Here is a 23,205-nt window from a genome sequence, read left to right as displayed (position 1 = left end):
TGGACCCTAGACAAGTCCCATCGTTGCAGGTCAGGAGCACTCTTCGCGTTTCTGATCACCCACTGGACGCCCCGCCGTGTGAAAGCGCGAGGCTAGTGGTGAACACAAAGGAGTGGGAGGAGACGCGTCGTCGGCTGCACTTCGGGCAGCGCTTCTTCGGAACGGTGGTCGGGGTACCGCGTCCGGGCACGATCGGCGTGTTCGTGGACATTGGCCTCGCTGTAGGCGGCTTCGTCGACGCGGTCCTGCTGCCGAGGGCCACCGATCGGTGGCCGGCGGAAGGCACTGAGTCGGAGTTCGAGGTCTGGTGGGCTGACGAACGGCCGCAGGTTCGGCTGAAGCCGGTGGATCCGCGGTTCGTGCGAGAGGACTTCGCCGAGTGGCTCACCCGGTGGCGGCCGGGATGGCATCAGGAGCATGGCTTGCCGGTTCCTTGATCACCCCACCCACGGACTCTTCGGCGGGGGCTTCCGCCTGACCGATGCCTCGGCACATAGGCACTATGGGACAGGAGAGGAGAAGCACCGATGGCCGAGCGCGTTATTGAGGCGTATGGCATCGAGCTGTGCACCGAGTCCTTCGGTGACCCGTTGGATCCGCCCATCCTGCTGATCATGGGCACCGGGGCTTCGATGCTCTGGTGGGAGGAGGCCTTTTGCCGGATGCTCGCCGAGGGCGGGCGCTTCGTGATCCGTTACGACCACCGCGACACCGGCCGATCGGTCACCTACGAGCCGGGCCGTCCCGGATACACCGGCGCGGACCTGGTCGGTGACGCCGCCCGCGTGCTCGACGCCTATGAGATCCCAGCCGCGCATGTCGTGGGTGTCTCGGCCGGAGGGGCACTCGCGCAGCTGCTCGCGCTCGACCACGCCGGTTGCGTCCTCTCACTCGTTCTGATCAGCACGTCCTCCGCTGTGCCCGGCGACCGCGAGCTTCCTCCGCCGACCGAGGAGTTCACGCGGTTTGTCGCGGCCGGGCGCGTCGATTGGTCGGATGCCGACTCGGTGATCGATTATCAGGTCGCCTACGCGCGCGTGCTCGCGGGGGGTCGGCGCCCGTTCGATGAGGCCGCCGCCCGCAGACTTGTCCGTCGCGACGTCGAGCGCGCGCACGATTTCACCGCGGCCCGCAACCACGACTCACTTCCGGACGGCGGGCGCTCACAAGCGCCCCTGTCCTCCATCGCCGTGCCCACGCTGGTGATCCACGGGACCGCCGATCCGATGTTCCCGCTCCGGCACGGTGAGGCACTCGTGGAACAGATCTCCGAGGGAAGGCTGTTGGCCCTGGTGGACGCCGGCCACGGTGTCGGGCGAGCCGACTGGGCGACGATCGTCCCCGCAATCCTCGAACACACCGCCGCAGACAATGCCGGGTGAGGGCCGTTCCGTGATGATCTAGGAAGTGGTTGCGACCAGCCTCTTTCCCCGTCATGCGGCGATGGTGAGGTTGTGCACGCGGGCGATGCCGAGCATGGCGTGGCGGACGCCGTCGCCCTTCAAGCGGCAGCCGCGGCCCCGCGGGCTTCTGAGCGCGGTCTCAGAACGCGGCGCCCGCTCGGGAGCCATCGCGCTCAGCTGGTCTGGCTGGTGGGCGTGATGGTGACCTGCTGGAGGTTCACCCGCGGCGGCAGCGCAGCCAGGAATCCGATGGTCTCGGCGACGTCCTGCGGCGCAAGCCACGCGATGGTCTCCTTGGCACCGGTGAGCCAGGCCAGGGCGCCCTCGTCGGTGACGTGGCTCTGCAGCTCGGTGCCGACGACGCCCGGCTCGATCGCCGCCACGCGCACATTCTTCGGGCCCAGTTCGACCCGCACGCCTTGGTGGCGGTGTAGACGGCGAAGTTCGGGTAGATGTTCTGCGCCGCGATCGACGAGGTGTTGAAGCCGGCCGTCCCCCCACGACCGCCGGCTCGCCGACCTCGTCGGCGAACTCACCCTGCGCTCACCGGAGTTCTCCACCTGCTGGAACGACCACCGCGTGCTGCGCCGCACCCACGGCAGCAAGCACTACCACCACCCCCTCGTAGGGGACCTGCAGTTCTCCTACGAGTCGTTGCCGGTACCGGGCGACGCGGAACAGACCTTGTGCGTCTACAACGTCGAACCCGGCTTCGGAACCGCTCAGGCGCTGACTCTGCTGAGCAGTTGGACCGCCTCGGGTACTGAAGGGCGCTCGCCCTCATCGAACGCCGCCGAAAGGCTGCGAGCTGCGACAACCCTCGGGGCCGGACGAGCCGTCCGTCGGCCGAGGTTTCGCGTCACCGGGTCGTGATCCTACGGCCGGGCGGCGCCACTTGGACGGACGGCCGTTCAGGCGCCGCCCGCCTCGGGCTGGTCCGGCGCCGCACGAGTGCGGCGGTCTCCCATGCCATGGTGGCAATGGTCACGAGCGACAGGAGCAGGTAGAAGACGAAGAGCTTGTGCAGGTCGTCGAGGAGGTACCAGTTCGATGCGGTGGCACTGAACCAGAAGGCGATCAGTGCGCCGGCGCCACGCTCTGGGCTGCGTGCCGCGCTGATGAGGCAGCAGGCGGCGGCCAGGGCCAGCAGGGCAGCGACGCCGACGTACGAGCTGTCCCACCCGTCGTTGGCCCTCCGCAGTTCGGAGTTGACCGCTATGGCCTCGGCTACCGGCCCCCAGCCCACCGCGCACGCCAGGCGCCTCGACCACGGCAGCGTCACCAGGCCGAGCAGCCCGGCTGCGATGGCGGCCCAGCCGAAGTGGGCCGTGTCCACCAGTTGGCCACGTGCGCACAGCAGCGACAGCATGCATCCGAGCAGGGCCAAGGCGCCGTCGACGGAGGGGCGCAACGAGATCTGGAACCTGTCCCGGAGCGTGGTACGAGCACCGGACCGCGCTTCCGGGGCGAAGGGTGCGGTGGCCTGGGCCGTCGGCATGGAGGTCTGTCTCAGGGCGTCGGTGAGGGCCGCGCGCATCTGGCCTGCCTCGGCGAACCGTTCCGCCGGGTCCTTGCGCAGGGCGCGCAGGATCACTGCCTCCACCGCCGGCGGTATCTGCGGTCGGAGCCGGGAGACCGGTTCCGGTTCGGCGAACAGGTGCTGATGCATGATGGCGAACGGCGAGGTGCCACGGAACGGTGGCTGTCCGGTCAGCAGTTCGTGGAGCAGACAACCCATCGCGTACAGATCGGCCCTGTGGTCGATCTCCGCCCCGTTGATCTGCTCGGGTGAAAGGTAAGCGGGGGTACCTACGGCCGCACCGCTGCCGGTGATGCGCGTTGCGGCCTCGGTGAACGCCTTGGCAATACCGAAGTCGAGGACCTTCACGGTGTCGGGTCCGGTGAGCATGATGTTCGAGGGCTTGATGTCCCTGTGTACGATTCCGCGCTCGTGGCTGTGCTGTAGCGCGTCCAGCACCGCGCATGCCGTGTTGATCGCATCGGCGACGGGCAGGGGGCCGCCGCTCAGGGCCTCGGCAAGGGTGGTGCCCTGCACGTACTCCATGACCAGATAGGGCTGTGGGCCGTCCGGGTCCGGCTCCTCACCGACGTCGTGGATGGTGGCCACGGCTGGGTGGTTCAGCGCGGCGGCCGCGTGTGCCTCGCGCCGGAAGCGGGCTCGGGACTGCGGATCGTGGGCCAGCGCCGAGGAGAGCAGCTTCACCGCGACGGTGCGGCGCAGCCGCCGGTCCACCCCACGATGGACCGTTCCCATGCCGCCCTGCCCGAGCCTCTCGACCAGCTCATACCGGTCGCCCAGGACCAAGTCCCGCCCCACCTGCGCCTCCCCGTGCATCAAAACCTCGACGAAGCTTAACGGCGCGACCCCGACGGGCCGAGCGTCACCACCGCCGACCCGAGGAGCAGGCGCGCGGGCACAGCAGAGGCGGTGCCCGGCTGATCACAGCGTGCCAGGGCACGCGGCCAACGGCGCAAGCGATGCTCCTGTTGGCTCTCTGTGCGGTCGTCCAGCCTCCGCGTCCCACCGCGCTCCTGTCGATGGCCGAAAGTGCCAGAACCCCGTCCTTGTAGACACGCGCCTGAGCGCCGACGATGGCGTCATGCACGCGCCCCGCAGGATCGTGGTGACCCTCTTCGCCGGCGTCGAGTTGCTCGACGTGACCGGACCGGTCGAGGTCTTCTCCGTTGCCTCCCAGCTTGTCGAAAGATCCGGTGCACGCGGCTACGAGATACAGCTCGCGGCGGAGCGGCCGGGGTCGGTGCGTACCGCCAGTGGTGTGCAGCTGGTCGCCGACGTTGACCGCGCCGAGGCGGGGCGGGGAGCGGACACACTGGTGGTGCCGGGCGCCATCGAGTTCGGGACCGCAGGACTGGAACCGGTCGTCGACCCTGCCCTGGTCGACTGGGTCGCCGAAACGGCACCCCGGGCGCGGCGAATCGCGGCCGTATGCGCAGGCGCCCACATCCTCGCTGCAGCCGGGCTGCTGGACGGACTCACCGTGGCCACCCACTGGTACACGGCGCCCCGGCTCGCCGCCGACCACCCGCGCATTGATGTCGACCCCGATCCGATTTTCATCAGGGAAGGCCGGGTGTGGACGTGCGCCGGAGGCTGCGCCGGGATGGATCTGGCACTCGCATTGGTCGCCGAGGACCACGGTGACAAGGTCGCGCTGCAGGTCGCGCGGTTGCTCGTGATGTACCTCAAGCGGCCCGGTGGGCAGAGCCAGTTCAGCGTACCGCTGTCGCTGCAGGAACCCTCACGCGACAAGATCGGGGAGCTGCGCACCTGGATCGCCGACAACATTCGCGAGGATTTGTCCCTGGACGTCCTTGCCGACCGAGTTAACCTCAGCGTCCGGCATTTCTCCCGCGTATTCCGGGCCGAGTACGGTCGCACCCCTACCGCCTACGTGGAGGCCGCCCGAATCGAAGTCGCCCGCCGGTTGCTTGAGGAGACGGACCGAGCCCTCGACGACGTCGCCGCCGCCTGCGGTATCGGCTCGGTGGAGACACTGCACCGAGCCTTCCACCGCCAGCTGGGGACCACACCGGCCGAGTACCGGTGTCGTTTCCGCACACGCGCTGCCGGACCCACACCCTCCTCGGCCCAAATCGCCGGCGAAGCGGCCAAGCACGTGGGGACGACCGGCCGCGGTCCGTACCTCTGACAACTGCCACACAGACCCCCCACCACCACTCGACCACCCGTAGGTCAGCTTCGCCATGCCCGCAACCGACGGGCGAACCCACACCGCAAAAACACTCGGGAGCACCACATCATGGAGATCACCACGACCTATGTCGGAACAGCGACCGTCTTGCTCACTATCGGGGAGCTGACGATCCTGACCGACCCCGTGCTCGACCCTGCCGGCAGCGAGTACATCGGCGGGGTGCCCGTGCTCGGTGGTACGTACAAGCTGCGCAGCACCGCAGGTCCGGCACTCACAGCCGACCAGCTGCCCGCGATCGATCTCATCCTGCTCAGCCACGACGAGCACGAGGACAACCTCGATCTTGCCGGCCGTGCCTTGCTCCCCACCGCTACCACGGTGATCACCACGGTCTCTGGTGCGTCCCGACTGGGCGGCAACGCGGTCGGGCTGGCACCGTGGCAGAGCCACGAAGTCACGCAAGGTGCCACCCGACTCAAGGTCACCGCCACTCCTTCACGGCACGGGCCGGAAGGCGTCGAGCCGATCATGGGAGACACCGTGGGGTTCGTGCTGGAAGCCCCCGATGCGCAGGCCGCGATCTACATTTCCGGCGATACCGTCTACCACGACGCCCTCGACGAGATCGGTCGGCGGTTCAGGATCGGTACGGCCTTCCTCCATCTCGGGGACGCCCATTTTGAATTGGGTGGCGACACGCGATTCTCGATGAACAGCGAGGAGGCGGTGGCTTTGGCCCGATCCCTCGATGCGCACAGCGTCGTTCCGATCCACTACGACTCCTGGGAGCATTTCGCCGAGCGGCCCGAGGCGATATCAACCGCCTTCGCGGACGCCGGCCTCGCCGAGCGGCTGCAATGGCTCGTCCCAGGCACGCCGCATCCGCTGGCCTGGCCCACGCTGACCGCCAGTACTGCAGCAGCACTTTGATGTTTTCCCTGTTCAGGGACGGTTTGGGCGAATGTGGCGTGCTGATGGACCGTCAGAACAGTCTTCCCCGGACCGCCCCTCGAACGTGCGCCGCCGCCGCTGGTAGTGGCAGTGGCGGGCGACGGCTTGGCGTCGTCTGCGCCGGTGCGACCATCTCAGCGCGCGTGCGTTGATCAGCGGCTGATGAGAGTTCCTGGTTGGTGGGTTGGTGGGTGGCCAGTTGCCAGGAGCCGCCGAACCTCTGCCACGGTGACTGGCGCCAGGCAGGAACCGTATCTGCATCCCCCTTTGCGGTGGCGTCGGAGGCCATGACCGCCGGGCAGGCGGGCGCCGACATAACCGGCGTGACGTGCCGCATCCAGCGGTGTAGCGGCAGACCTCGTACTGGTCCAGGCCCCAGTCGTTCTTCGCGGCCTGGAAGGCTTCCTCGATGGCCCAGCGGGTCCCGGCGATGGGGACCAGGTGCTCGACGTCGGTGCCGAGCGGCGCGTAGGCGAAGTAGTAGGCGATCTCGAGCTGGGAGAGCATGTGGCCGCCAGAGGATGAGAAGCGCGCGGCCGGAAGTGCTTCCTGCTCGCGGTACGAGTGACCGCCGCCAGCGTGCTGGCCCCGGTTGCCCCGCACCGAGCTCGTCGACCGGGTTGCCGCCGCGCAGCCCACCCGCGCAAGGCGTGGGTCGATGGCGGCTACCGCCGGCACCTTCAAGCGCATGCCGCACGTCTCGACATCGACCCGGAAATCGTCCAACGCCCGCCCGCCCAACGAGGGTTCCCCCCAAGCTCAGCGGACTCCGGCCGGGATGGTGTCCTGCGGTAGTTGATGACCAGGCAGTTCACGGCGACGTAGCTGCCAAGTACCTCGAAGCTCAGGTCGGGGATACGCCGCAGGCCCTCCGCCCAGTAGGCGCGCCTTGCGTCCGGCGGAACGTGGCGCGGTAGTCCCGCGGCCGCTGGCCCGTGTGCCGGGCGAAGATGGCGCTGAAGGTGCTTGTGTCCGCGTACCCGAGGTCGGCGGCGATGTGCGCGATGGTTCTGTCGGTGGTCTCCAACAGATGACGAGCCCGGCGGACCCGAGCCGATTGCAAGTAGGCGAGCGGGGTCTGACCGGTCTGCTGACCGAAGCGGCGGAGCATGGTACGCGTGCTCACGTGAAACGCATCGGCGAGGGCGGACAGTTCGTAGCGAGCCCCGAGATTCTGGTCGAGCCACCGCTTCACACCGAGTGAGAACTCATGGCCGACGGCGGGCATCAACTCCAGGTCGACGTAGGGAGTCTGGGCGGAGCGTGCGTCGTCGACGAGCGCGATGCGTGCGGTGCTGCGGGCGACGCGGGAGCCGTCGTGCTCACGGATCAACTGGAGTGCGAAGTCGTACATGGCGCTGAAGGCGGCGGTCGTCGTCACACCTCGATCGGTGACCACCAGGTGTTCGGGGCGCACCTTCACGTTGGCGTATCGACGGGCGAACTGATCCGCGAACAGCCATGACGTCGTCGCCTCGCGCCCGTCGAGCAGGCCGGCCTCAGCGACGAGGAAGGCGCCGACACAGATCGACACGACAGCGATACCGGAGGCGGCCTGCGACCGGATCGACGCCACTTCGGGCCTCAGGTTCGCAAGCATGCTGTCGAGTTCGAGCCTGGGCGAAAGCTCGAAACCCGGCACGATCAGGACGTCGACGGGGCGCAACGCCGAGACCTCGATGGCCGAGCCGCCCGACGCGACCACCCGCCGCCGGGGCGAGACGACGGACACCTCGTACGGAGGTCGGTCCGACCCCTGCGCCGCCGCGATGTGATCGGCCATGGCCAGCAGGTCGGGGATCCCGAACACCTCCGAGGCGAAGCAGCCGGGATACGCGAGCACACCCAGGCGCAGCGGTTTCATGGTTCCTCCGGCTCCCCGTGGGTGGCGATATCACCGCACTCAATGGCGATGTCGCCGCTTCTCATGGGAGCAGTGTCTCACCACACTCTTGATCATGACAACGATGCGAGCACGGCGCGACGACCCCTTGGACGACTTCTCCCGGAGAGCCGTCAGCGTCGATGACGTCAGCAAGACCGTGTACGTGACCGGGTCAGGACCCGGCGTGATCCTGATGCCCGAGATGCCGGGCATCAGCCCCGACGTCGCGCGGTTGGCACGCTGGGTACGCGATGCCGGCTTCTCCGTGTATCTGCCCTCGCTCTTCGGCGTCGACGGCGCCTACCCCACCACCGAGGCAGGCGAGGCCGTCGTCCGGCGCGCATGCGTCAGTGCCGAGTTCCGTGCGTTCGCCGGGGGCGGCACCAGCCCTGTCGTGGCATGGCTGCGCGGACTTGCGCGTATTGCGCATGCGGAGTGCGGTGGGCCGGGCGTCGGCGCGGTCGGACTGTGCTTCACCGGCAACTTCGCGCTGACCATGGCGCTCGAACCGGCCGTCATCGCCCCGGTCGTCAATCATCCGTCGCTGCCGCTCGACGACCCCGGAGGGCTGGAGATCGCAGACGAAGACGCAGCTGCCCTCGCCGAACGCATCGAACGAGACGGATTGAAGGTACTCGCCTACCGCTTCGACAACGACAGGTGGTGCACGGGCCGGCGGTTCGCGGCCTACCAAGCTCTCCTCGGCGAGGCGTTCGACGGCCGTGTGCTTCCCGCCGACGTGGCGAACACGAACCCTCCGCCCTTCTTCCGCGACGTCGTCGGGTGCGCCCACAGCGTCGTCACGGCACATCTCGTGGACGAACAGGGTCATCCGACGGTACGTGCCCGTGATGAGATCATCGCCTTCCTCACGGAGCAGCTCAGAAGATGACCCGCGAGCCTCGCCGGAACACCCCGCCTGGGCCGGCCTGACAAGCCCGCAGGCCATGCGTCGGCCGCAGTCACCCACGCACTGCACCGATGTCCCCGCCGAGATGGCCGACCTGGTCTTCTCCCACACCGATGCCGCACTGCTGACCATCAGCGGATGTCTACCGCCCAGTGGACCTCATCGGCCAAGTCCGGGATCTCGCCGAGCGCCCGTCAGGATCGCCGACTCGTGCTTGTCGGTCTTCTGAGACCAGAGGGTCACACCAATCTCGTCGACCACCGCCGCCAGGTGGCCCATGCCGGCGTCGACACCAGCCCAGCCCGGCCCGGCCCGGGCCTGTCGCTTGCCCACTCGCTCCTCCTCGTTCCGCACATCGTGCCATCGGCGCGAGGAACACCCCGCTGTCATCGGTAGACAGCGACTGCACAGGGCGCGCCCATCTCAAGCGGCAGCGGGCGCCCCGGAGGGCGGGAGGGCGACTTCTCTGAGCCACAGCAGGCAAGCCACCAACATCCGGCCCTCCTGGGCCGCGTGACAACTTGCGGAGACACCACGACTGAGAGCACCAATGTGGTCGTGATCGGCGGCGGATACGCCGGCGTCATGGCGGCCAATCGCCTGACGCAGCGCGACGACCTGACAGTGACTCTGATCAACCCGCGCCCGGTCTTCGTCGAGCGAATCCGCCTGCACCAACTGGTGGGCGGATCCCACGACGCGCTCGTCGACTACACACAAGTCCTGGGCGACGGCATCCGGCTGGTGGTCGACACAGTGACACGGATTGACGCGTCCGAGCGCAGCGTGACGTTGGCCACCGGGGGCACGGTCGACTACGACTACCTCGTCTACGCAGTGGGCAGTGGCAGCGCCGACCCGCGCGTGCGGGGAGCGGCCGAGTTCGCCTACCCGATTGCCAGTCTGGAGGAGGCGGAGCGGTTGCGGCCGATCGTCGACGCTGCGCCTGCAACGGCCGCGATGACGGTTGTCGGAGCCGGTCCGACCGGCATCGAGACCGCCGCCGAACTGGCGGAGAAGGGCCACGCCGTGACCCTGGTCTGCGGCGAGGCGCTCGGCCCCTACCTTCACCCTCGGGGTCGACGCTCGGTTGCCGAGCGGCTGGCCGAACTCGGTGTGACCGTGCTCGAAGGCCCCGACGCGAAAGCGACGGCCGTGACTCGCGATGTCGTGCAGCTCAGTGGCGGCCGCAAGCTGCCGAGCAAGGTGACCATCTGGACCGCCGGATTCGGCGTGCCGGACCTGGCCGACCGCAGTGGGCTGAGCACCGACGCCTTGGGCCGTCTGCTCACGGACGAGACGTTGACGAGCGTGGACGACGTGTGCATCGTCGCGGCCGGTGATTCGGCGGCACCGTCGGACCTGCCGTTCCGGATGAGCTGCCAGGCAGCGGTTCCTCTGGGCGCGCATGCCGCCGACACGGTGCTCAGCCGGATCGCGGGTGAGCAACCCGCGCCCATCAACCTTGGGTTCATCGGCCAGTGCATCAGCCTGGGCCGTCGCGCAGGCATCTTCCAGTTCGCCTACAAGGATGACACCGCGAAGAGGTTCTACCTCGGCGGCCGCCCTGGCGCGAAGCTCAAGGAGTTCGTTTGCAAGCACACCGTCAAGCAACTGGTGGACGAGAGACGCAAGCCCGGCTCGCACAGCTGGGCCAAAGATGACAAGCGCCGGCAGTTGCTGCAGGCCAAGCGTGGCGAGGTGCCGGCCACCGATGAACAGACAGCCTAGGTGCGCGGCTGACGGACGCCTATGACAGTGGATCTTCGGCTTTCTGCCGTAGCGTTCGTAGGAGGCGCCCTGATCACCGCCGCTGGAGCAGGCCGACGTCTTCCACGTCATGGCCACCACCCGGCACTACACCATCGTCACCCGCTGGGCGATCGACCAGCTCATCCAGGACCTGCTTGACGCTCTGCCCGGCAGAAGCGGAAGCGCCGCACCTACAGCGGCTACCTCGCCCGTGCGACGAAGGGCGGGACGATCGACGGCCCCGGCCTGCGGGAGGACCACGGCGAATACCCCGCGCCAGTTCCAGAAGGCCTCAACTGCCTTCCCGAACGAGGGCCGATGAAGGCGAAGGCGGTGGGCGGGACGGGCAGGCATCGGGCCCTGACCGGTGGGCGGGACGAGCATGCATCCGGCCCGGCTCGGGGGACGGGAAGGTACGGGCGCTCGACGCATTCGACCTCGATGTCGCCACGGGGGAGACCCTGGCCATCACCGGCCCCAGCGGATGCGGGAAGTCCACGCTCCTCCACCTGCTCGGCGGGCTGGACCGACCCGACGAAGGCAGGATCACGATCGCCGGCGAGCGCATCGACACCATGGGCGAACGGGCACTGTCCCGGTTCCGGCGCGATACCATCGGGTTCGTCTTCCAGGCCTTCCAGCTGATGGACGAGCTGACCGCGGTGGAGAATGTGGAACTGCCCGCGCTGCTGGCCGGGCGCTCGCCCCGCGCGGCGCGCAAGCGTGCACTCGGCCTGCTGGAGCAGGTGGGGCTCACCGACCGGGCCTCCCACGTGCCGTCCGCGCTGTCCGGCGGCCAGCGCCAACGCGTCGCGGTGGCCAGGGCCCTGATGAACGAACCGCTGCTGGTCCTGGCCGACGAGCCCACCGGCAACCTGGACAGCGAGGCGACGCTCGACGTCCTCCGCCTGTTCGACGACCTCCACGAAGCGGGGCAGACCCTCGTGATCGTCACCCACGACTCGCGGATCGCAGCGACCGCCGACCAAATGATCACGATGCGCGACGGCGTCCTCCTCGATCAGCGCGACATTCGTCCCCGCCGTTCGGGCCGCCCGGACCAGCACCGTCCGGGCCCTGGCGAACGCCACACGGGCTCCGAAGCGCCGAGCCTGGCTCATCGCGCTCTCATCCTGGCTCCCGGTGCCGTTGCTGCTGGGCCTGCGCCTGGCGGCTCGTCGGCCGCGCCGTGTCGCGCTGGGAGCGGCGAGTGCCGCCATCACCGTCAGCGGCATTGTCGCCGTGCTGAACGCGCATCAGCGCATCAACTCACAGCCGTTCGCGGGCCCGGACGCCCTCAGCAATCCCGTGGCCGACCGGCTGGATCAGACGATGCTCGTGATCACGGTGATGATCGGCACCCTCGCCTCGATCAACGCGATCTTCATCGTCTGGGCCACCATGCTCGATGCCCGGCGCTCCTCAGCGGTGGTACGGGCACTTGGCGCGAGCCCCCGGCAGTTGACCTCAGCCCTGGTCGCAGCGCAAGCGATCTCCGTGCTCCTCGGCACCCTGCTCGGACTCCCGGGCGGGATGCTGCTCTTCACCGCGGTGCGACACGGCGGAAGCGTAACGCTCCCCAACCCCTTGTGGTTGGCCGCCGTACTCCTCGGCACAGTCGTACTCATCCCAGCACTGACCATCTTCCCGGCACGGGTCGGCGCGCGCCGGTCCCTGGCGGAGATCCTCCAGGCAGAGGCTGCCTGACAGAGGTGACCAAACTGGCGGAATGGCCTATTCCCGACTCCGGAACCCCCCGACACTTCCACATCCCGCTGACCTGGGCCACAAGTCCGGGTGCCCGGATCAACAACAAGAAGGACCCAGTGAAGACGAAGCATCACACGGCCTGCTCCAGCCAGGTCACTCTCCGCGCCGCCCGGCAGGCGATCGCCGGCGACTGGACCACCGCCCTGTCCAAGCTGGGCTTGCACTGACCCGCCCGGCCGGGTACCAATGCCTCCCTCGTACGAGCGCACGGCCGTGCCGCACGCGGCGCAGTTTCGTCGGTCACCGTCCCTGACCGTGTCCCAGCTCCCGACCTTTAGCCAGCGCTTCCGCCCGGCCTGCGCTCTTCAAGTCGCCATACGCGGCAATCTCTCATGGTCACCCCGGCGGGCGCCAGCCCAGCCCAAGACCACTCATCCAGACAGGGCCCGCTGGGACCGGACGCCGGGGCCATCTCAAGCCGGAAGGGCATGCACTGGGGCCAAGTGAGGGCGCCTGGCGGTGTGACCGTGACCGGAGGAACGGCTGCGGAGGCGCCGGGTGAGCCAGGGGCCGAGGGAGGCGGCGGTTCATCGGAGTGCGTCGGTGACGGCGCGCCAACCGGTGGGCGGGGGTGTACCGGGCGAGGGTAGGGGGCCAGGTGTTGTCGGCGCTGCGGAGGTTGAGGGTGTCGGCGACGGCCGCGGCGATGCGCTGGTGGTCGAGAGGGCCGGCGTGGAGGTGGTCGGGGTTGTCGTGGGCGAGGCGGTCGGCGAAGCCGCGCAGACCGGTCGCCTCGTCGCCGTCGCCCAGGCCCTCGGTCTGGCTGTCGCCCAGCGCGACGTAGCGGCTGTACGCCGTGTCAGTGCCGGGCATGGGTCTGCTGTCTGTCGCGCAGGACCGTGATCGTGTGCTCGCACCAGTCGCGGTTGCCCTGTTCAAAGGCCAGGCCACGCAGGCACGTCAGGTAAGGGCCGATGCGATGGCCGTGGAGCAGGAACTCCTCCTCCGTACGGTCACCGCGCATAGTGCGGAGCACCTTGCCGAAAAGGCCGATCTTGGCCTGGGCGAAGGCCGCACGCTCGGTGAGCTGAGCGATCAGGGCCTCGGTGTCTACGTGGTCGGCGGCCTGGATCTTGACGAGCAGGTCGTCACGGATGAAGGAGGGCTTCGCGGATGCGGCCGTGAACTCCTCCAGCTCGGCCAGACCGGCATCGGTCACGTGGAACAGGCGCTTGGTGGGGCGAGTCTCCTGAACCACCGCCCGGCCCGCGATGAGCCCGTCCTTCTCCAGGCGGGTCAGCTCGGCGTAGAGCTGCTGCGGCTGGGCGTGCCAGAAGTTCGCCACGCCGAGGTCGAACGCCTTGGTCAGCTGGTATCCGCTGAGTTCCCCGTCGAGCAGCGCCGCCAGAACGGCGTGCCGTAGCGCCACTGGATCGCCTCCTTCATGCCTCTGTCGCCGGCCGCGCACCCATGATAGTCATGAAAATGACTAATCACATCCATGATGATGGGAAGGTGAGTGCGTAGTGACCGCTGCCGACCGTTTCCGTGCCGCCGTCGACAACCGGGACCTCACGGCCCTGGACGACCTGTTCACCGAGGACATTCGCTTCTACAGCCCCGTCAAGTTCACTCCCTTCGAGGGCAAGCCGATGGTGCTGGGCCTCTTCGGGGTCCTTCTGCGCACGTTCAAGGACTTCCGTTACATCGGCCACTACACCGGCACCGCGCAGACCAGCACCGACGGCACGTCCACCCAGTCGGCGGTGCTGCTCTTTCGTGCCCAGGTGGGCGGCAAGGAGATCCACGGAATAGACCTGCTGCACTTCGACGACGACGGCCGGATCAAGGAGTTCACCGTCATGGTCCGCCCCCAGTCGGCCGTCCACGCTCTCGGTGAAGCGGTCCTTGCCGGCTTGGTCGCGGACGGCCTCGCGCCGGCGCGCTCCGGTCAGTAGACGCGCACCCTGCCCGTCGCCGCAGGACCCCGAGAGAGGCCTCAACCGACTCTTGGAAGCCGCCGCCTTCCCCGGTCGTCCGATGCGCAAATGTCGGGCCGGTGGGCAGCTCTGACGATTATGGGGGCTCTGTCCGCAGTTCCGTGAATCCCCAGGTCACGGGCGGGAACGCGGGATCGTTTCGGCAGAGTGTTTTCTGCCATGGCGAGCAAGACGGTCGAGGCTGTGCCGTTCCCGGGATCGAAGTGCGAGTGGAGCGCGTCAGCGACTCCTCCGACGTCCTGGTGGCAGAGGCGGTGTCCACGGGTCGGCCGGGCCGGTGCCCGGACTGCCGGAAGCGTGCGAGGCGTGTTCAGCCGTGTGCTTCACGGAACTGCGGGCAGAGGCGTTTTCGGAGAGCGCCAACACGGTGGCTACTCCGATGTCAGGTCGTGCAGGCGGAGACGAGGCCGCCGGGTGTGCCGGGCGTGATCCACGACCGTCACCATCAGCGGATCGGCGTTGGGTCCCTCCTCCAGTGGCCCGGTGAACATTCCGCTGTGCCCGCTGTTTTGATCAAAGCGTGGCGGCGCTGTCCGCGCCGCCTTCGTGGCGGAAAGGGGAGTTGCTTCCAAGGGGATGTGGGAGTGCAGTTCCCGTGTCCGGCTGTGCAGGTCCCGAATGCCGGGTGTGGGCAGGGCGGCGTACTGGCGGGCGTACTCGGGCCGCAGCCCGGGCCCGGGTGGGGTCGAACGGATGCCACGGCTGCCAGCCCATCTCGGCGAGCGGCTGCACAGTATGCCGGCACGACCTCGTCTTGCCGGTGGAGGACGTGCCGACCAAGACCAGCATGGGGCTGCGGCCTCGGACCGCATCACGCACGGCCTCGGCCAGGAGCCTGTTGTGGTCGCGCAGCACATAGCCTGACCGCATCCGCCGGGCGGCGGCATCGGCACGGCTCGAGTCGGTGGCCGTATCAGCGGGGTGGACCTCCAAGTCGTGCGGAACCCATGCGGCGAATCGTCCCCCGCGCCCCGGCCACCATTACCGTCTCCGGGGTCAGCGCGCTGTGTTCTCGTGAGCCTGGATATGGCCAGGTTGTCCGTCAGGTGCCCCCGCAGCCGGGCGAGTTCTGCTTCGTCCACGCGCTTCCCCTCAGGCCGCGGTCGTGTTCGCCGCTGCTCAGCATCGTCCGGCCGCACCCCGGCGAACGTCGTTGTCGCGACTCTCGGTCACGCCAACGCCCTCCGACACGCAAGGAGTCCGCCGTGACCCGACTCGCCCTGGTCCTGTTGGCCGCCGCTGTCGTGATCCTCATTTCGCTGTTCGCCGCCGCGGGCGCGGGCAAACTGGCCCGCCTCGACGGTGCGACCTACCCCGCAGCCCTCATGCGCGCCGCCACGGTGTTCGCCGCCGTTCTCACCCTTGCAGCCACCCTCACCACCGCCCTCGCCCAAATATTGTCCTGACCCGCCCGGCCCAGCGAGTACAAACACGGGCGCGGCAAGCATGGATGGGGCCCAATGCACGTCCGGCCCTCCAACACCGCAACCGTCATTCGCCGACTGAACCAGCCAGGCGCAAACACCCCCTGCAGTCGCTCGGGTCGGCAGACCGTGAGCGGGCACGTCATGTGAACAACGTGCCTACGGGCGCTTGAACAGCGCCGGGGCTCGTGCAAGTCCGCGGCACTTGCCCCTCGTAGCTGATGGCGATCCACACGGTACCCGTGGTGCGTCACCAGCTCGGCTACCTGCTGCTGGAATGGCCTCTCGGGCGCGGAGGTGAGTACGGATACTCAGGACGGGGCAAGGGGTGGCTTCTATCGTGAGCTTGCCCGTGAAACGGGGGATGCAGAGGTGCGGGAGGGATTCATGGGAACGGGTGGGTTCAGGGCGACCGGACAGTGCGGGGCCGGGCAGCGCGGCAGGGGTGCCCTGACGGCGGGCCTGGTCGTCCTCGTGACGTTGTCGCTCAGTGCCTGCGGCACGGAACGGGCGTCGACGGGGGCGACCGGCGGGACCACGACCAATGGGACCAGAACCGCCCCGAGCCCCTCCGTGGGGTCTCCCTACGTGGAGCCGGGGGCCGGTGACGGCGCTCCGCACTACCGCGAGAACAACGGCTTCCGGATCTCGGGCGACATGTCTGCCGCGAGCGCCAAGGACGCCCGTCGGGAGGCCGACCGCATCGAGCCGGTACTCAAGCGACTCTGGCAGCAGAGGACGTGGGACCCGAAGTCGGTCCGCGTTGCGATGCTCAAGCTCGGTTACCGGGAGGAGCGTTTCGACGCCAAGGGGAATCTGCTCGGCGGGACACTGCGGGTCGAGCCGATGGACTCGCGTTTCGAGAACGGGCGGGAAGTCAGGCCCGAGGGCGCGCAGGTGGGCCTTCGTGTCCATGACGACGCCTGCGTCACCGCATTCGTGCAGAAGACCAACTACCAGGTGTCAACGAACGGCCCCTACCCGGAGACGGGTTGTTTCGAGCCACCGGCCGGTCACTGAGGGCCGCCTGCGGTTTCCCTCGCAGCTATTGGCCGTCCAATGGTGGGCGCGTCTCGCCCGCACCAGGTTCTCCAACCTGCCGGTGAACCATCCGCGTTCAGCTGGATCGTCGCGGTCGTCGATGGTCTCGGCGAGTTCGCCGAGCCAGTACGTGTCCGCGTACTTGTTGAAGTGCTCAGCCAAGTACAGATAAACGTGCTCAGCTCTCAGGCCACTTAGGTCTCGCGCTCGATGGCGGCGAGGCGGTACTTCAGCCGGTAGTTGGGGTCGTTGATCGCGATGACGTCGCAGTGGTGCAGGAGGCGGTTGAGGATCGCGGTGGCGAGGACTTCGTCGCCGAAGACCTGGCCTCATTTCGCTGAAGGTATTATTCGAGGTCAGGATGATCGAGCCCTTCTCGTAACGCTTGGAGATCACCTGCAAGACCAGGTTCGCCTCAGCGCATCCGAGGGGCTGGTAGCCGACCTCGTCGACGACGAGAACGCTGGGCCGCAGGTAGGAACGGAGCTTGCTGGTCAGCCGACCCGCGGCTTCGGCGGTCCTCAGGTGGCGGACCATGTCGTCGAGCGTGGTGAAGTAGATCGAGAATCCGGCCCGGCAGGCTGCGACGGCCAGGGCGACGGCGAGGTGTGTCTTGCCTACTCCGCGCGGGCCCAGAACAGCTGCGTTGGCCTTCGCCTCGACGAATGAGAGAGTGGCCAGGTCCTTGACCTTGCGCGGGTCGAGTTCGGGCTGGAAAGAGAAGTCGTAGTCGTCCAGTGTCTTGTGGTGCGGCAGCCTCGACAGTCGCAGGCCCTGCCGGAAACTTCGGTCATCGCGGACCGCAAGCTCTCCGGCCAGGACCAGGTCAAGGAAGTCGAGGTACCCGAGCTTGCCGTCCTCGGCCCGCTCGGCGTACTGTTTCACGCTCTCGGCCAGATGGGGCAGGCCGAGCTTGGCGGCCGTGCTGCGGATGCGGGCGGTGACCAGCTGGCTCAACGGGCTTCCCTCGTCGTCGAATTGGGGGTGAAGGGGCGGGTGCCGGTCAGCTCCTCATAGACCGACAACGGCGTCGGCTGTCCTCGATGCGGCTGGCGGACCGGTTCAGCAGGGCCTTGAGCGGTCCGGCCTCTTCGCCCAAGGCGTCTTGGTGGCGGGGCTGGGCCATCGTCGCCGGTGGTGACGCGCCGGTTGTCGCCCTTGGGCAGTCCGTCCCAGCGCCTGACGTCGACGACGCGGGCGCCGCGGCCAACAGCCCGCGGATGGACGGCCAGGAGGGTCTCGCCATTGGCGCCGACGATGGTGGAGTGCAGGCTGATCTGCGACTTTGTGGCCGGGATCTCGACGAGCTGACGGGCACGGACCTTGCGGGCCGGCACCAAGTAGAGGTTCGCGTCGAAGGCGGCCAGGCAGTCCTTGCCGACGTGCCGCAGAGGCCGCTGGGCGACCACATGCAGTGTCTGCGGCAGCGGCCGAAGGGTCATGTGGTTACGGACGGCGCGATGCCCGATGACCTCGCCGTGGGTGCCGTGGAGCTTCGCCCGCCGCATCGGCACCCGGGCGGTGAACGCGGCGTCCATTTCCTCGGCGGAGGAGAACGCCGGGCCCGCCAGAACATGATCGCGGACGATCAGGACTTGGCGCTCGACCTGTCCTTTCCCGGTCGGGCGGTAGGCGGCCAGGACGTCGATGTCGAAGTCGTAGTGCCCGGCGAAGGCAACCGCTTCAGGATGCAGCGGAACCGCCTCACCAGGAGCGACGTGGCGACGGACAACCGTCTTGGTGCGGTTGTAGACGATCGTCATCGGCACCCCGCCGAAGGCACGTGGGCTGAGCAGCAGCGACGGCCTTACGACGTGGATTCCGCAGTTCGGCAGCCCGCCGGTGAACGGCCAACTCGGCCTCCAGCTCGGCGATACGCTTGCGGGCCGCAGCGAGCTCGGACAGGTCGCTGCTGTTCGTGCCCGGCAACTGCCCCGTATCGATGAGGTGCTGGCGACGCCAGACATAAATCGTCTGGTCGCTGATGCCGAGGAGCCGGGCGACCTCGGCGACCTTCCTTCGCATGCGACGACATCGAGAACCTTGCGGCGGAATTCAGGCGGATAGCTGCGGGGCATCACGGCCTCCGAAGGCTGCTGGATGGTCAATTGTCCAGCACCCGACTCCATCAGACCCAGGGCAGACCACTCCACCGATCGCGGAGCGGTTCAGGTGAACCAGGGCGCTGGCTGAGGGGCGCACCCTTTGCGAGATTTGTCTTTCACTGCGGCACCGGTCAGTGGTCGGGCGGGGTTCTCCCGTGTGTCAGCGACGCCAGGGCAGTCCGGTGGTGGCGGGGCCGTGTGGGTCGGTGAGGGCACCGAGGATGGTTTCGCAGATTTCGGCGAAGCAGCGGGTCTGCTCGGCGGTGAGGTGGTCGAAGACCGCAGCGCGGACGGTGCTGACGTGGCCGGGTGCGGTCCGTTCCAGGGCGGTCACGCCCTCGTCCGTCAGGACGGCGAACTGGCTGCGCTTGTCGGTCGGGCAGTCCTCGCGGCGCACCCAGCCCTCCTCCTCCAGTCGGCGGACCATGTGGGTGAGCCGGCTGCGGGAGATCTTCAGCTGTTCGGCGATGTCCGTCATGCGTAGGCGCCTGCCGGGGGACTCGGAGAGGCGGACCATCACCGCGTAGTACAGCTGGGGGACGCCCATCGTGCTTCTCAGCTGCTGATCGAGGGTGTCTTCCAGAAGGGCGCTGGCATTGCAGTAGGCGCGCCAGGCGTGCTGCTCTTCGGCGTTCAGCCAGCGGGTCTCCTCCATGCGGGGACCCTGCGGTCCATCGCGGCACGGATCCGCTCGCGCTCGTCTGGGGCTTGGCTCATGAGGTCGGCTCCTGAAGGTGGATGCGGTCGTGTTCGTGCCGGTCGGCCAGCGCCCGCAGGTGCCCGGCGCGTCGGGCGAGCCGGTCGGCGAGGGGATCGGGCATGGCCCCGGAGGCGGCCTGCTTCTCCAGCACCTGTGCATCCTGGCGGAGTTGGTCGGCGTGCTGGTCGGTGCGCGGGAAGTTCGCGCACGACGGCTGGCACCGGTCCAGCCGCGGGGCGTCGGTGACGTCCAGACGGTGACACAGGGCCCGGTCCCGGTTGTAGACGCACATCAGGAAGGCGCGCGGGTTGTCGTAGACGGTCAGGGCGGGGTTGCCCACACCTTCGCCAAGGTGGACCGTGCTTTCCCGTCCTCTCAGGTCTGTTCGGCCTGCGGATTTAGGGACGGACCCAAGCCCCTGCACGTCCGGGAGCGGACATGTGGTGAGTGCGCCACCGTGCACGACCGTGACCACAACGCAGCACGCAACGTCCTCTTCGAAGGACGCCGAATCGTCGTCACCGGACGGGTGGAGACGCTAAACGCCTGTGGAGCGCCGGTAAGACGGACACACGTGCCCGCACAGCGCGTTGAAGCAGGAAGCCCCCGGAAGGGTCAGACGACCCAGGCCGGAATCCCTGGACTTTAGGCCAGGGAGCACGTCAACGTGTCGGTCGAACACGCCGCGTTGGACCCGTTCCGTGGTATCGCAACGCGATCGGTGACGAGCTGCCCGACTCGGTCGCGGTGCTCGATGCCTTCCACGTCGTCAAGCTCACGGGCAACGCACTCGACGACGTCCGACGCACCGACGCCGTGTCCAGCAGGCCACGCACGGACGTCGTGGGCACAAGGACGACCCGCTCTATCGGATCCGGCGGACCCTGCTCACCGGTATTGAGCATCACCGACCGGCAACGCGCACGACTGGACAAGCGGCTCCCGCGCGGCGACCCGAACGGCGAGGTCGAGGTCACCTGGCACGTCTGCCAGCAGGTCCGCTCGATCTACACCGCCACCAGCTGCGCCGGCGGCGGCCAGACCGCCGAGAAGGTCCTTGAGTCGCTCCACACCTGCCCGATCCCCGCAACGCCCGCAAGGGCACGGACTCCAGCCGGAGACTTCGCCGGCACCGCTGACCATCGAACGGACCATGGCGTGGCTCGTCGGCGGCCAACGTCAGCACCGACGCCACGAGCGCAAAGCCAGCCACTTCCTGGCCTTCACCAGCATCGCCTGCACCCTCACCTGCTACCGCCGACTTGCCGAAGGAGATGACCTGTTGGGGACGAAGGGGCCCGCACGGTGCCGCTCATACGGCGGCGTCTGCGGCTCTCCGCTTGATGAACCGCAGGCTGATCCGTGTCACCGGAAGCAGCGTCCAGCACAGGGACGCCCAGTGGGTGACCAGCGCGACTGGTATCGACATTGCGAATGTCACGATCATCGCGGTCACCCATGCCAGGGTGTCCGCGACAACCTCGGGCGGGGTGTGGGCGCGCAGCAGCTTGGACCTTTTCAGGTCTGAGAAGGCCAGTCTGAAGAACAGGCCCGTCAGGACCTGATTGGCCGCGTACACGATGAACTGGACCTGAAATGCGTCGGCTTCGCTGGTCAGCAGCTTTGTCGTGAACGGTGTGATGACGATCATGAGCAGCCACAGCAAGTTCCATCGGATGACGCCGCCCGCGAGTCCGGTCGCGTACCGGAAGAGGCGTTGATGGATCATCCAGTGCATGGCGATGGCCGTGAAGCTGACCAGGAACGCGACGTACTCCGTCAGGTGCTCGCGCAGGAAATGCAGCACACCGCTGTTGCCGTGGACGTTTCCGGCAGGGACCGGCAACTCAAGGGCCAGTAGCGTGATGGCGATGGCTACCACTGCGTCCGAGAAGTAGATCAACCGCTCCGGACTCACCGGCTCGGTCTCGTCGGCTTGTTCATGCGTCCCGGCGGCGCTTTGCACAGTAGTCTCGGCCATCTGTTGCTTCCTTTTGCCAAATTGAACGGTCATGGAGTGACTTGTCAAAACTGATCTGTCGATGTCATTTCGACTCGGTGGGCGCGTGAAGCCTGACTCCCACGGGCTGTTGTTGCCGCTGCCGCAGGTGCGGACAGCACGGGCTGAGCCGAGCGGAAGACGGCGCGGTTGACCGCTGCCGGGGCAGACGGTGAGCGGGTCCCACGGGGTCAGGGACGCCTGGAGAGCAGGCAGCGGCATCGTTCTGGTGCGCGCCGTCCCGGTGTGAGTGGTTATGCCATGGCTCGCCCTGAGGCGGCCTTGGCTTGCTCGGCGTACCGGCCCGAGGAGACGAACGGGATGACAAACCCCAGGATCTGGACGGTGATGAGGGGCAGGGCCGCAGCGTGGGCGTAATGGACGATGGCGGCGCAGGCAAGCGCGGCGATGGTGAACGCGGCTGCCCAGATGCTGGTGAGGACCATGTTGACCCTGATGAACCGGGGGGCGTTCCAGAACTCGGGGGGAACCTGGGCGCGGGCGAAGGATGAGGTGAAGGGGCGGCGTACGGCGATGGAGGTCAGGGCTGTGGCTGCCAAGGTGCCGTTCGCGAGGGCGCAGATCCAGTGCTGCAGCCCCGAGGCCGGATCCGCTAACGCGACCCCGGCCATGGCCACGAAGAACCCGCAGGTACCCGTGCCCAGTAGGTCGACACTACGGGCACGGAGCTGCCCGATGAGCAGGCACAGGGCGGCCAGGGCGGCGGCGCATGTACCCAGTCGCCAGTCGACCGGGGTCAGGGCCGCGTAACACAGCCAGGGCGCGAATCCGCGGACGTAGTTCACCGGTGGCCTCCTCCATGTGCGTTCTGGCATGCGCGTCTCGAGTCCAATGTTGGACGGTCCAAGTATGACCGGTCAACCATGCTCCGTCCAGCTGTGACGGGTGAATTCCGGAACTGTAGGGTGAGGCCATGAGCCTGCCCCACGCCCTCCTCGGGCTCCTCGCCGAGAAGCCCGCCAGCGGATACGACCTGCTCAAGCGGTTCGAGACAGGTCTGGCCATCGTGTGGCCCGCCCAGAAGAGCCAGGTCTACGGCGAGTTGGCCAAGCTCAGCGAGAACGGTCTGATCGAGGTCACCGGGACCGGCGCACGCCAACGCCGCGAATACGGCATCACCGACGCCGGACGCGCGGAACTGCGACGCTGGCTCACTGAGCCCGACCTCGACCTCGCTTTCCGAAGCGCCGCCCTGCTCCGCGTCTTCTTCCTGTGGACCCTCACCCGCGACGAAGGAACGGCGTACCTCGACAAATTCGCCCGCCAGAACCGCGACCGTCTCGCCGCGCTGGAAGCCATCCGCGACAACGCCGAATGGATCGGCGACCCCGTCCAAGTCTGCGGCTGGCTCATCCTCGAATACGGCCTTCGCGGCTCCGAGACCGCCGAGCAATGGGCCCACTGGGCCGCCGAACAGCTCACCGAGCACCTGTAACGTCGGCCCCTTGTTCCTTGAGGCAGTCGGCGTACACCGTGCCGGTCCTGCTCTGCACGGCATCGAGCAGCCGCGCACACAGATGCCGGTCGAGGCCGCGGGGGGAGGGCGCACCCGGCCCGGGGGCGGCTGACACCCCCCGGGGGGGAATGTCTCGGGGCGCAAAGCCAG

The 23,205-nt window shown here is 68.0% G+C and carries 25 protein-coding genes and 5 pseudogenes; 15 read left to right on the top strand and 15 right to left on the bottom strand.

The genetic code is table 11. From position 1 onward, the window contains the following. Both ABT186_RS40610 and ABT186_RS40605 read left to right on the top strand, forming a co-directional pair. A partial coding sequence (locus ABT186_RS40610; RefSeq protein ID WP_351929364.1) for a hypothetical protein occupies window positions 1-437 on the top strand: 437 nt, incomplete at its 5' end. Window positions 438-590: 153 nt separating this feature from the next. Beyond that, window positions 591-1,382 carry an alpha/beta fold hydrolase gene (locus ABT186_RS40605; RefSeq protein ID WP_351929362.1) on the top strand — a complete coding sequence of 264 codons (792 nt, stop codon included), beginning with the start codon at window positions 591-593 and terminating at the stop codon, window positions 1,380-1,382. A 51-nt stretch (window positions 1,383-1,433) separates the two neighbouring features. Here the strand turns inward: ABT186_RS40605 and ABT186_RS40600 are convergent. After that, window positions 1,434-1,517 (bottom strand): annotated as a pseudogene (locus ABT186_RS40600) (IS5/IS1182 family transposase); the annotation flags it as partial. 59 nt (window positions 1,518-1,576) lie between these two features. After that, window positions 1,577-1,786: an SDR family oxidoreductase gene (locus ABT186_RS40595; RefSeq protein ID WP_351231362.1), complete on the bottom strand. Its 210-nt coding sequence runs from the start codon at window positions 1,784-1,786 to the stop codon at window positions 1,577-1,579. Window positions 1,787-1,940: 154 nt separating this feature from the next. Between ABT186_RS40595 and ABT186_RS40590 the strand changes: the two genes are divergently transcribed. Then, entirely contained in the window at window positions 1,941-2,276 is a 336-nt protein-coding gene (locus tag ABT186_RS40590; RefSeq protein ID WP_351929368.1) for an MmyB family transcriptional regulator, read from the top strand. Here the strand turns inward: ABT186_RS40590 and ABT186_RS40585 are convergent. Then, the gene (locus tag ABT186_RS40585; protein WP_351929360.1) at window positions 2,263-3,741 is read right to left on the bottom strand and encodes a protein kinase domain-containing protein; all 1,479 of its coding nucleotides are present in this window, start codon (window positions 3,739-3,741) and stop codon (window positions 2,263-2,265) included. The genes ABT186_RS40590 and ABT186_RS40585 overlap by 14 nt on opposite strands. Window positions 3,742-4,024: 283 nt before the next feature. On the opposite strand from ABT186_RS40585, the gene ABT186_RS40580 reads away from it, so the two are divergent. Together ABT186_RS40580 and ABT186_RS40575 are read left to right on the top strand one after the other, a co-directional pair. Further along, window positions 4,025-5,095 carry a GlxA family transcriptional regulator gene (locus tag ABT186_RS40580; protein WP_351929358.1) on the top strand — a complete coding sequence of 357 codons (1,071 nt, stop codon included), beginning with the start codon at window positions 4,025-4,027 and terminating at the stop codon, window positions 5,093-5,095. A 111-nt stretch (window positions 5,096-5,206) separates the two neighbouring features. Further along, window positions 5,207-6,031 carry an MBL fold metallo-hydrolase gene (locus ABT186_RS40575; RefSeq protein WP_351231368.1) on the top strand — a complete coding sequence of 275 codons (825 nt, stop codon included), beginning with the start codon at window positions 5,207-5,209 and terminating at the stop codon, window positions 6,029-6,031. A 214-nt stretch (window positions 6,032-6,245) separates the two neighbouring features. Here the strand turns inward: ABT186_RS40575 and ABT186_RS48175 are convergent. Together ABT186_RS48175 and ABT186_RS40565 are read right to left on the bottom strand one after the other, a co-directional pair. Next, window positions 6,246-6,544, bottom strand: a pseudogene (locus tag ABT186_RS48175) (IS701 family transposase); the annotation flags it as partial. Between the two features lie 352 nt (window positions 6,545-6,896). Next, on the bottom strand, window positions 6,897-7,916 hold the full coding sequence (locus tag ABT186_RS40565) for a GlxA family transcriptional regulator (protein WP_351929356.1): 1,020 nt from the start codon (window positions 7,914-7,916) through the stop codon (window positions 6,897-6,899). 94 nt (window positions 7,917-8,010) lie between these two features. Between ABT186_RS40565 and ABT186_RS40560 the strand changes: the two genes are divergently transcribed. Then, a complete protein-coding gene (locus ABT186_RS40560; protein WP_351929354.1) occupies window positions 8,011-8,829 on the top strand; it encodes a dienelactone hydrolase family protein in 819 nt (272 codons plus the stop codon). A gap of 177 nt (window positions 8,830-9,006) precedes the next feature. On the opposite strand, the gene ABT186_RS40555 is transcribed toward ABT186_RS40560, so the two are convergent. Then, entirely contained in the window at window positions 9,007-9,180 is a 174-nt protein-coding gene (locus ABT186_RS40555; protein ID WP_502973486.1) for a hypothetical protein, read from the bottom strand. Between the two features lie 219 nt (window positions 9,181-9,399). Here ABT186_RS40555 and ABT186_RS40550 point away from each other — a divergent pair, with 219 nt between their 5' ends. From ABT186_RS40550 to ABT186_RS40540, 3 genes and pseudogenes are all read left to right on the top strand, one after another. Then, the gene (locus ABT186_RS40550; RefSeq protein ID WP_351929352.1) at window positions 9,400-10,578 is read left to right on the top strand and encodes an NAD(P)/FAD-dependent oxidoreductase; all 1,179 of its coding nucleotides are present in this window, start codon (window positions 9,400-9,402) and stop codon (window positions 10,576-10,578) included. A 176-nt stretch (window positions 10,579-10,754) separates the two neighbouring features. Further along, window positions 10,755-11,408, top strand: a pseudogene (locus tag ABT186_RS40545) (ABC transporter ATP-binding protein); the annotation flags it as partial. A 334-nt stretch (window positions 11,409-11,742) separates the two neighbouring features. Beyond that, a complete protein-coding gene (locus ABT186_RS40540) occupies window positions 11,743-12,306 on the top strand; it encodes an FtsX-like permease family protein (RefSeq protein WP_351929350.1) in 564 nt (187 codons plus the stop codon). 399 nt (window positions 12,307-12,705) lie between these two features. Here ABT186_RS40540 and ABT186_RS40535 read toward each other — a convergent pair whose 3' ends face one another. Continuing rightward, window positions 12,706-13,182 (bottom strand): hypothetical protein, encoded by a 477-nt coding sequence (locus ABT186_RS40535; RefSeq protein ID WP_502973485.1) that lies wholly within the window; start codon window positions 13,180-13,182, stop codon window positions 12,706-12,708. Continuing rightward, window positions 13,169-13,738: a PadR family transcriptional regulator gene (locus tag ABT186_RS40530; protein WP_351929348.1), complete on the bottom strand. Its 570-nt coding sequence runs from the start codon at window positions 13,736-13,738 to the stop codon at window positions 13,169-13,171. Before ABT186_RS40530 ends, ABT186_RS40535 begins: the two co-directional genes overlap by 14 nt. Window positions 13,739-13,835: 97 nt before the next feature. Between ABT186_RS40530 and ABT186_RS40525 the strand changes: the two genes are divergently transcribed. The 3 genes from ABT186_RS40525 (at window position 13,836) to ABT186_RS40515 (ending at window position 16,753) form a co-directional block, all read left to right on the top strand. Then, a complete protein-coding gene (locus tag ABT186_RS40525; protein ID WP_351231378.1) occupies window positions 13,836-14,267 on the top strand; it encodes a nuclear transport factor 2 family protein in 432 nt (143 codons plus the stop codon). A gap of 1,247 nt (window positions 14,268-15,514) precedes the next feature. Next, window positions 15,515-15,715, top strand: a complete 201-nt coding sequence (locus tag ABT186_RS40520; protein WP_351231380.1) for a hypothetical protein — start codon at window positions 15,515-15,517, stop codon at window positions 15,713-15,715. A 405-nt stretch (window positions 15,716-16,120) separates the two neighbouring features. Then, entirely contained in the window at window positions 16,121-16,753 is a 633-nt protein-coding gene (locus ABT186_RS40515) for a hypothetical protein (protein ID WP_351929346.1), read from the top strand. Between the two features lie 215 nt (window positions 16,754-16,968). Here ABT186_RS40515 and istB read toward each other — a convergent pair. The 5 genes and pseudogenes from istB to ABT186_RS40490 all read right to left on the bottom strand — a co-directional run bounded on the left by istB (window position 16,969) and on the right by ABT186_RS40490 (window position 19,919). Further along, window positions 16,969-17,731, bottom strand: a pseudogene (gene istB, locus ABT186_RS40510) (IS21-like element helper ATPase IstB). Continuing rightward, on the bottom strand, window positions 17,728-18,537 hold the full coding sequence (locus ABT186_RS40505) for a Mu transposase domain-containing protein (protein ID WP_502973484.1): 810 nt from the start codon (window positions 18,535-18,537) through the stop codon (window positions 17,728-17,730). The pseudogene istB and the gene ABT186_RS40505 overlap by 4 nt, the downstream one beginning before the upstream one ends. Next, complete coding sequence (locus ABT186_RS40500) at window positions 18,479-18,799, bottom strand: transposase (RefSeq protein ID WP_351929344.1); 321 nt, start codon at window positions 18,797-18,799, stop codon at window positions 18,479-18,481. The genes ABT186_RS40505 and ABT186_RS40500 overlap by 59 nt, the downstream gene beginning before the upstream one ends. Window positions 18,800-19,039: 240 nt before the next feature. Beyond that, window positions 19,040-19,534, bottom strand: a complete 495-nt coding sequence (locus ABT186_RS40495; RefSeq protein ID WP_351929342.1) for a MarR family winged helix-turn-helix transcriptional regulator — start codon at window positions 19,532-19,534, stop codon at window positions 19,040-19,042. A gap of 58 nt (window positions 19,535-19,592) precedes the next feature. Continuing rightward, a complete protein-coding gene (locus ABT186_RS40490; protein WP_351231386.1) occupies window positions 19,593-19,919 on the bottom strand; it encodes a hypothetical protein in 327 nt (108 codons plus the stop codon). Here ABT186_RS40490 and ABT186_RS40485 point away from each other — a divergent pair. Next, complete coding sequence (locus ABT186_RS40485) at window positions 19,836-20,228, top strand: zinc ribbon domain-containing protein (protein WP_351929366.1); 393 nt, start codon at window positions 19,836-19,838, stop codon at window positions 20,226-20,228. The genes ABT186_RS40490 and ABT186_RS40485 overlap by 84 nt on opposite strands. A gap of 62 nt (window positions 20,229-20,290) precedes the next feature. Continuing rightward, window positions 20,291-20,857: pseudogene (locus ABT186_RS48170) on the top strand (transposase); the annotation flags it as partial. Window positions 20,858-20,891: 34 nt separating this feature from the next. Here the strand turns inward: ABT186_RS48170 and ABT186_RS40470 are convergent. Beyond that, window positions 20,892-21,800 (bottom strand): TMEM175 family protein, encoded by a 909-nt coding sequence (locus ABT186_RS40470; protein WP_351929340.1) that lies wholly within the window; start codon window positions 21,798-21,800, stop codon window positions 20,892-20,894. A 32-nt stretch (window positions 21,801-21,832) separates the two neighbouring features. Next, the gene (locus tag ABT186_RS40465) at window positions 21,833-22,384 is read right to left on the bottom strand and encodes a hypothetical protein (RefSeq protein WP_351929338.1); all 552 of its coding nucleotides are present in this window, start codon (window positions 22,382-22,384) and stop codon (window positions 21,833-21,835) included. Between the two features lie 128 nt (window positions 22,385-22,512). Here ABT186_RS40465 and ABT186_RS40460 point away from each other — a divergent pair, with 128 nt between their 5' ends. Further along, window positions 22,513-23,034 carry a PadR family transcriptional regulator gene (locus ABT186_RS40460; protein ID WP_351231394.1) on the top strand — a complete coding sequence of 174 codons (522 nt, stop codon included), beginning with the start codon at window positions 22,513-22,515 and terminating at the stop codon, window positions 23,032-23,034. Window positions 23,035-23,205 lie beyond the last annotated feature (171 nt).

This window comes from Streptomyces sp. NPDC001634, from assembly GCF_040298185.1.
Taxonomy (GTDB): Bacteria; Actinomycetota; Actinomycetes; order Streptomycetales; family Streptomycetaceae; genus Streptomyces.
This window is presented reverse-complemented; position numbering and strand designations above follow the sequence as displayed.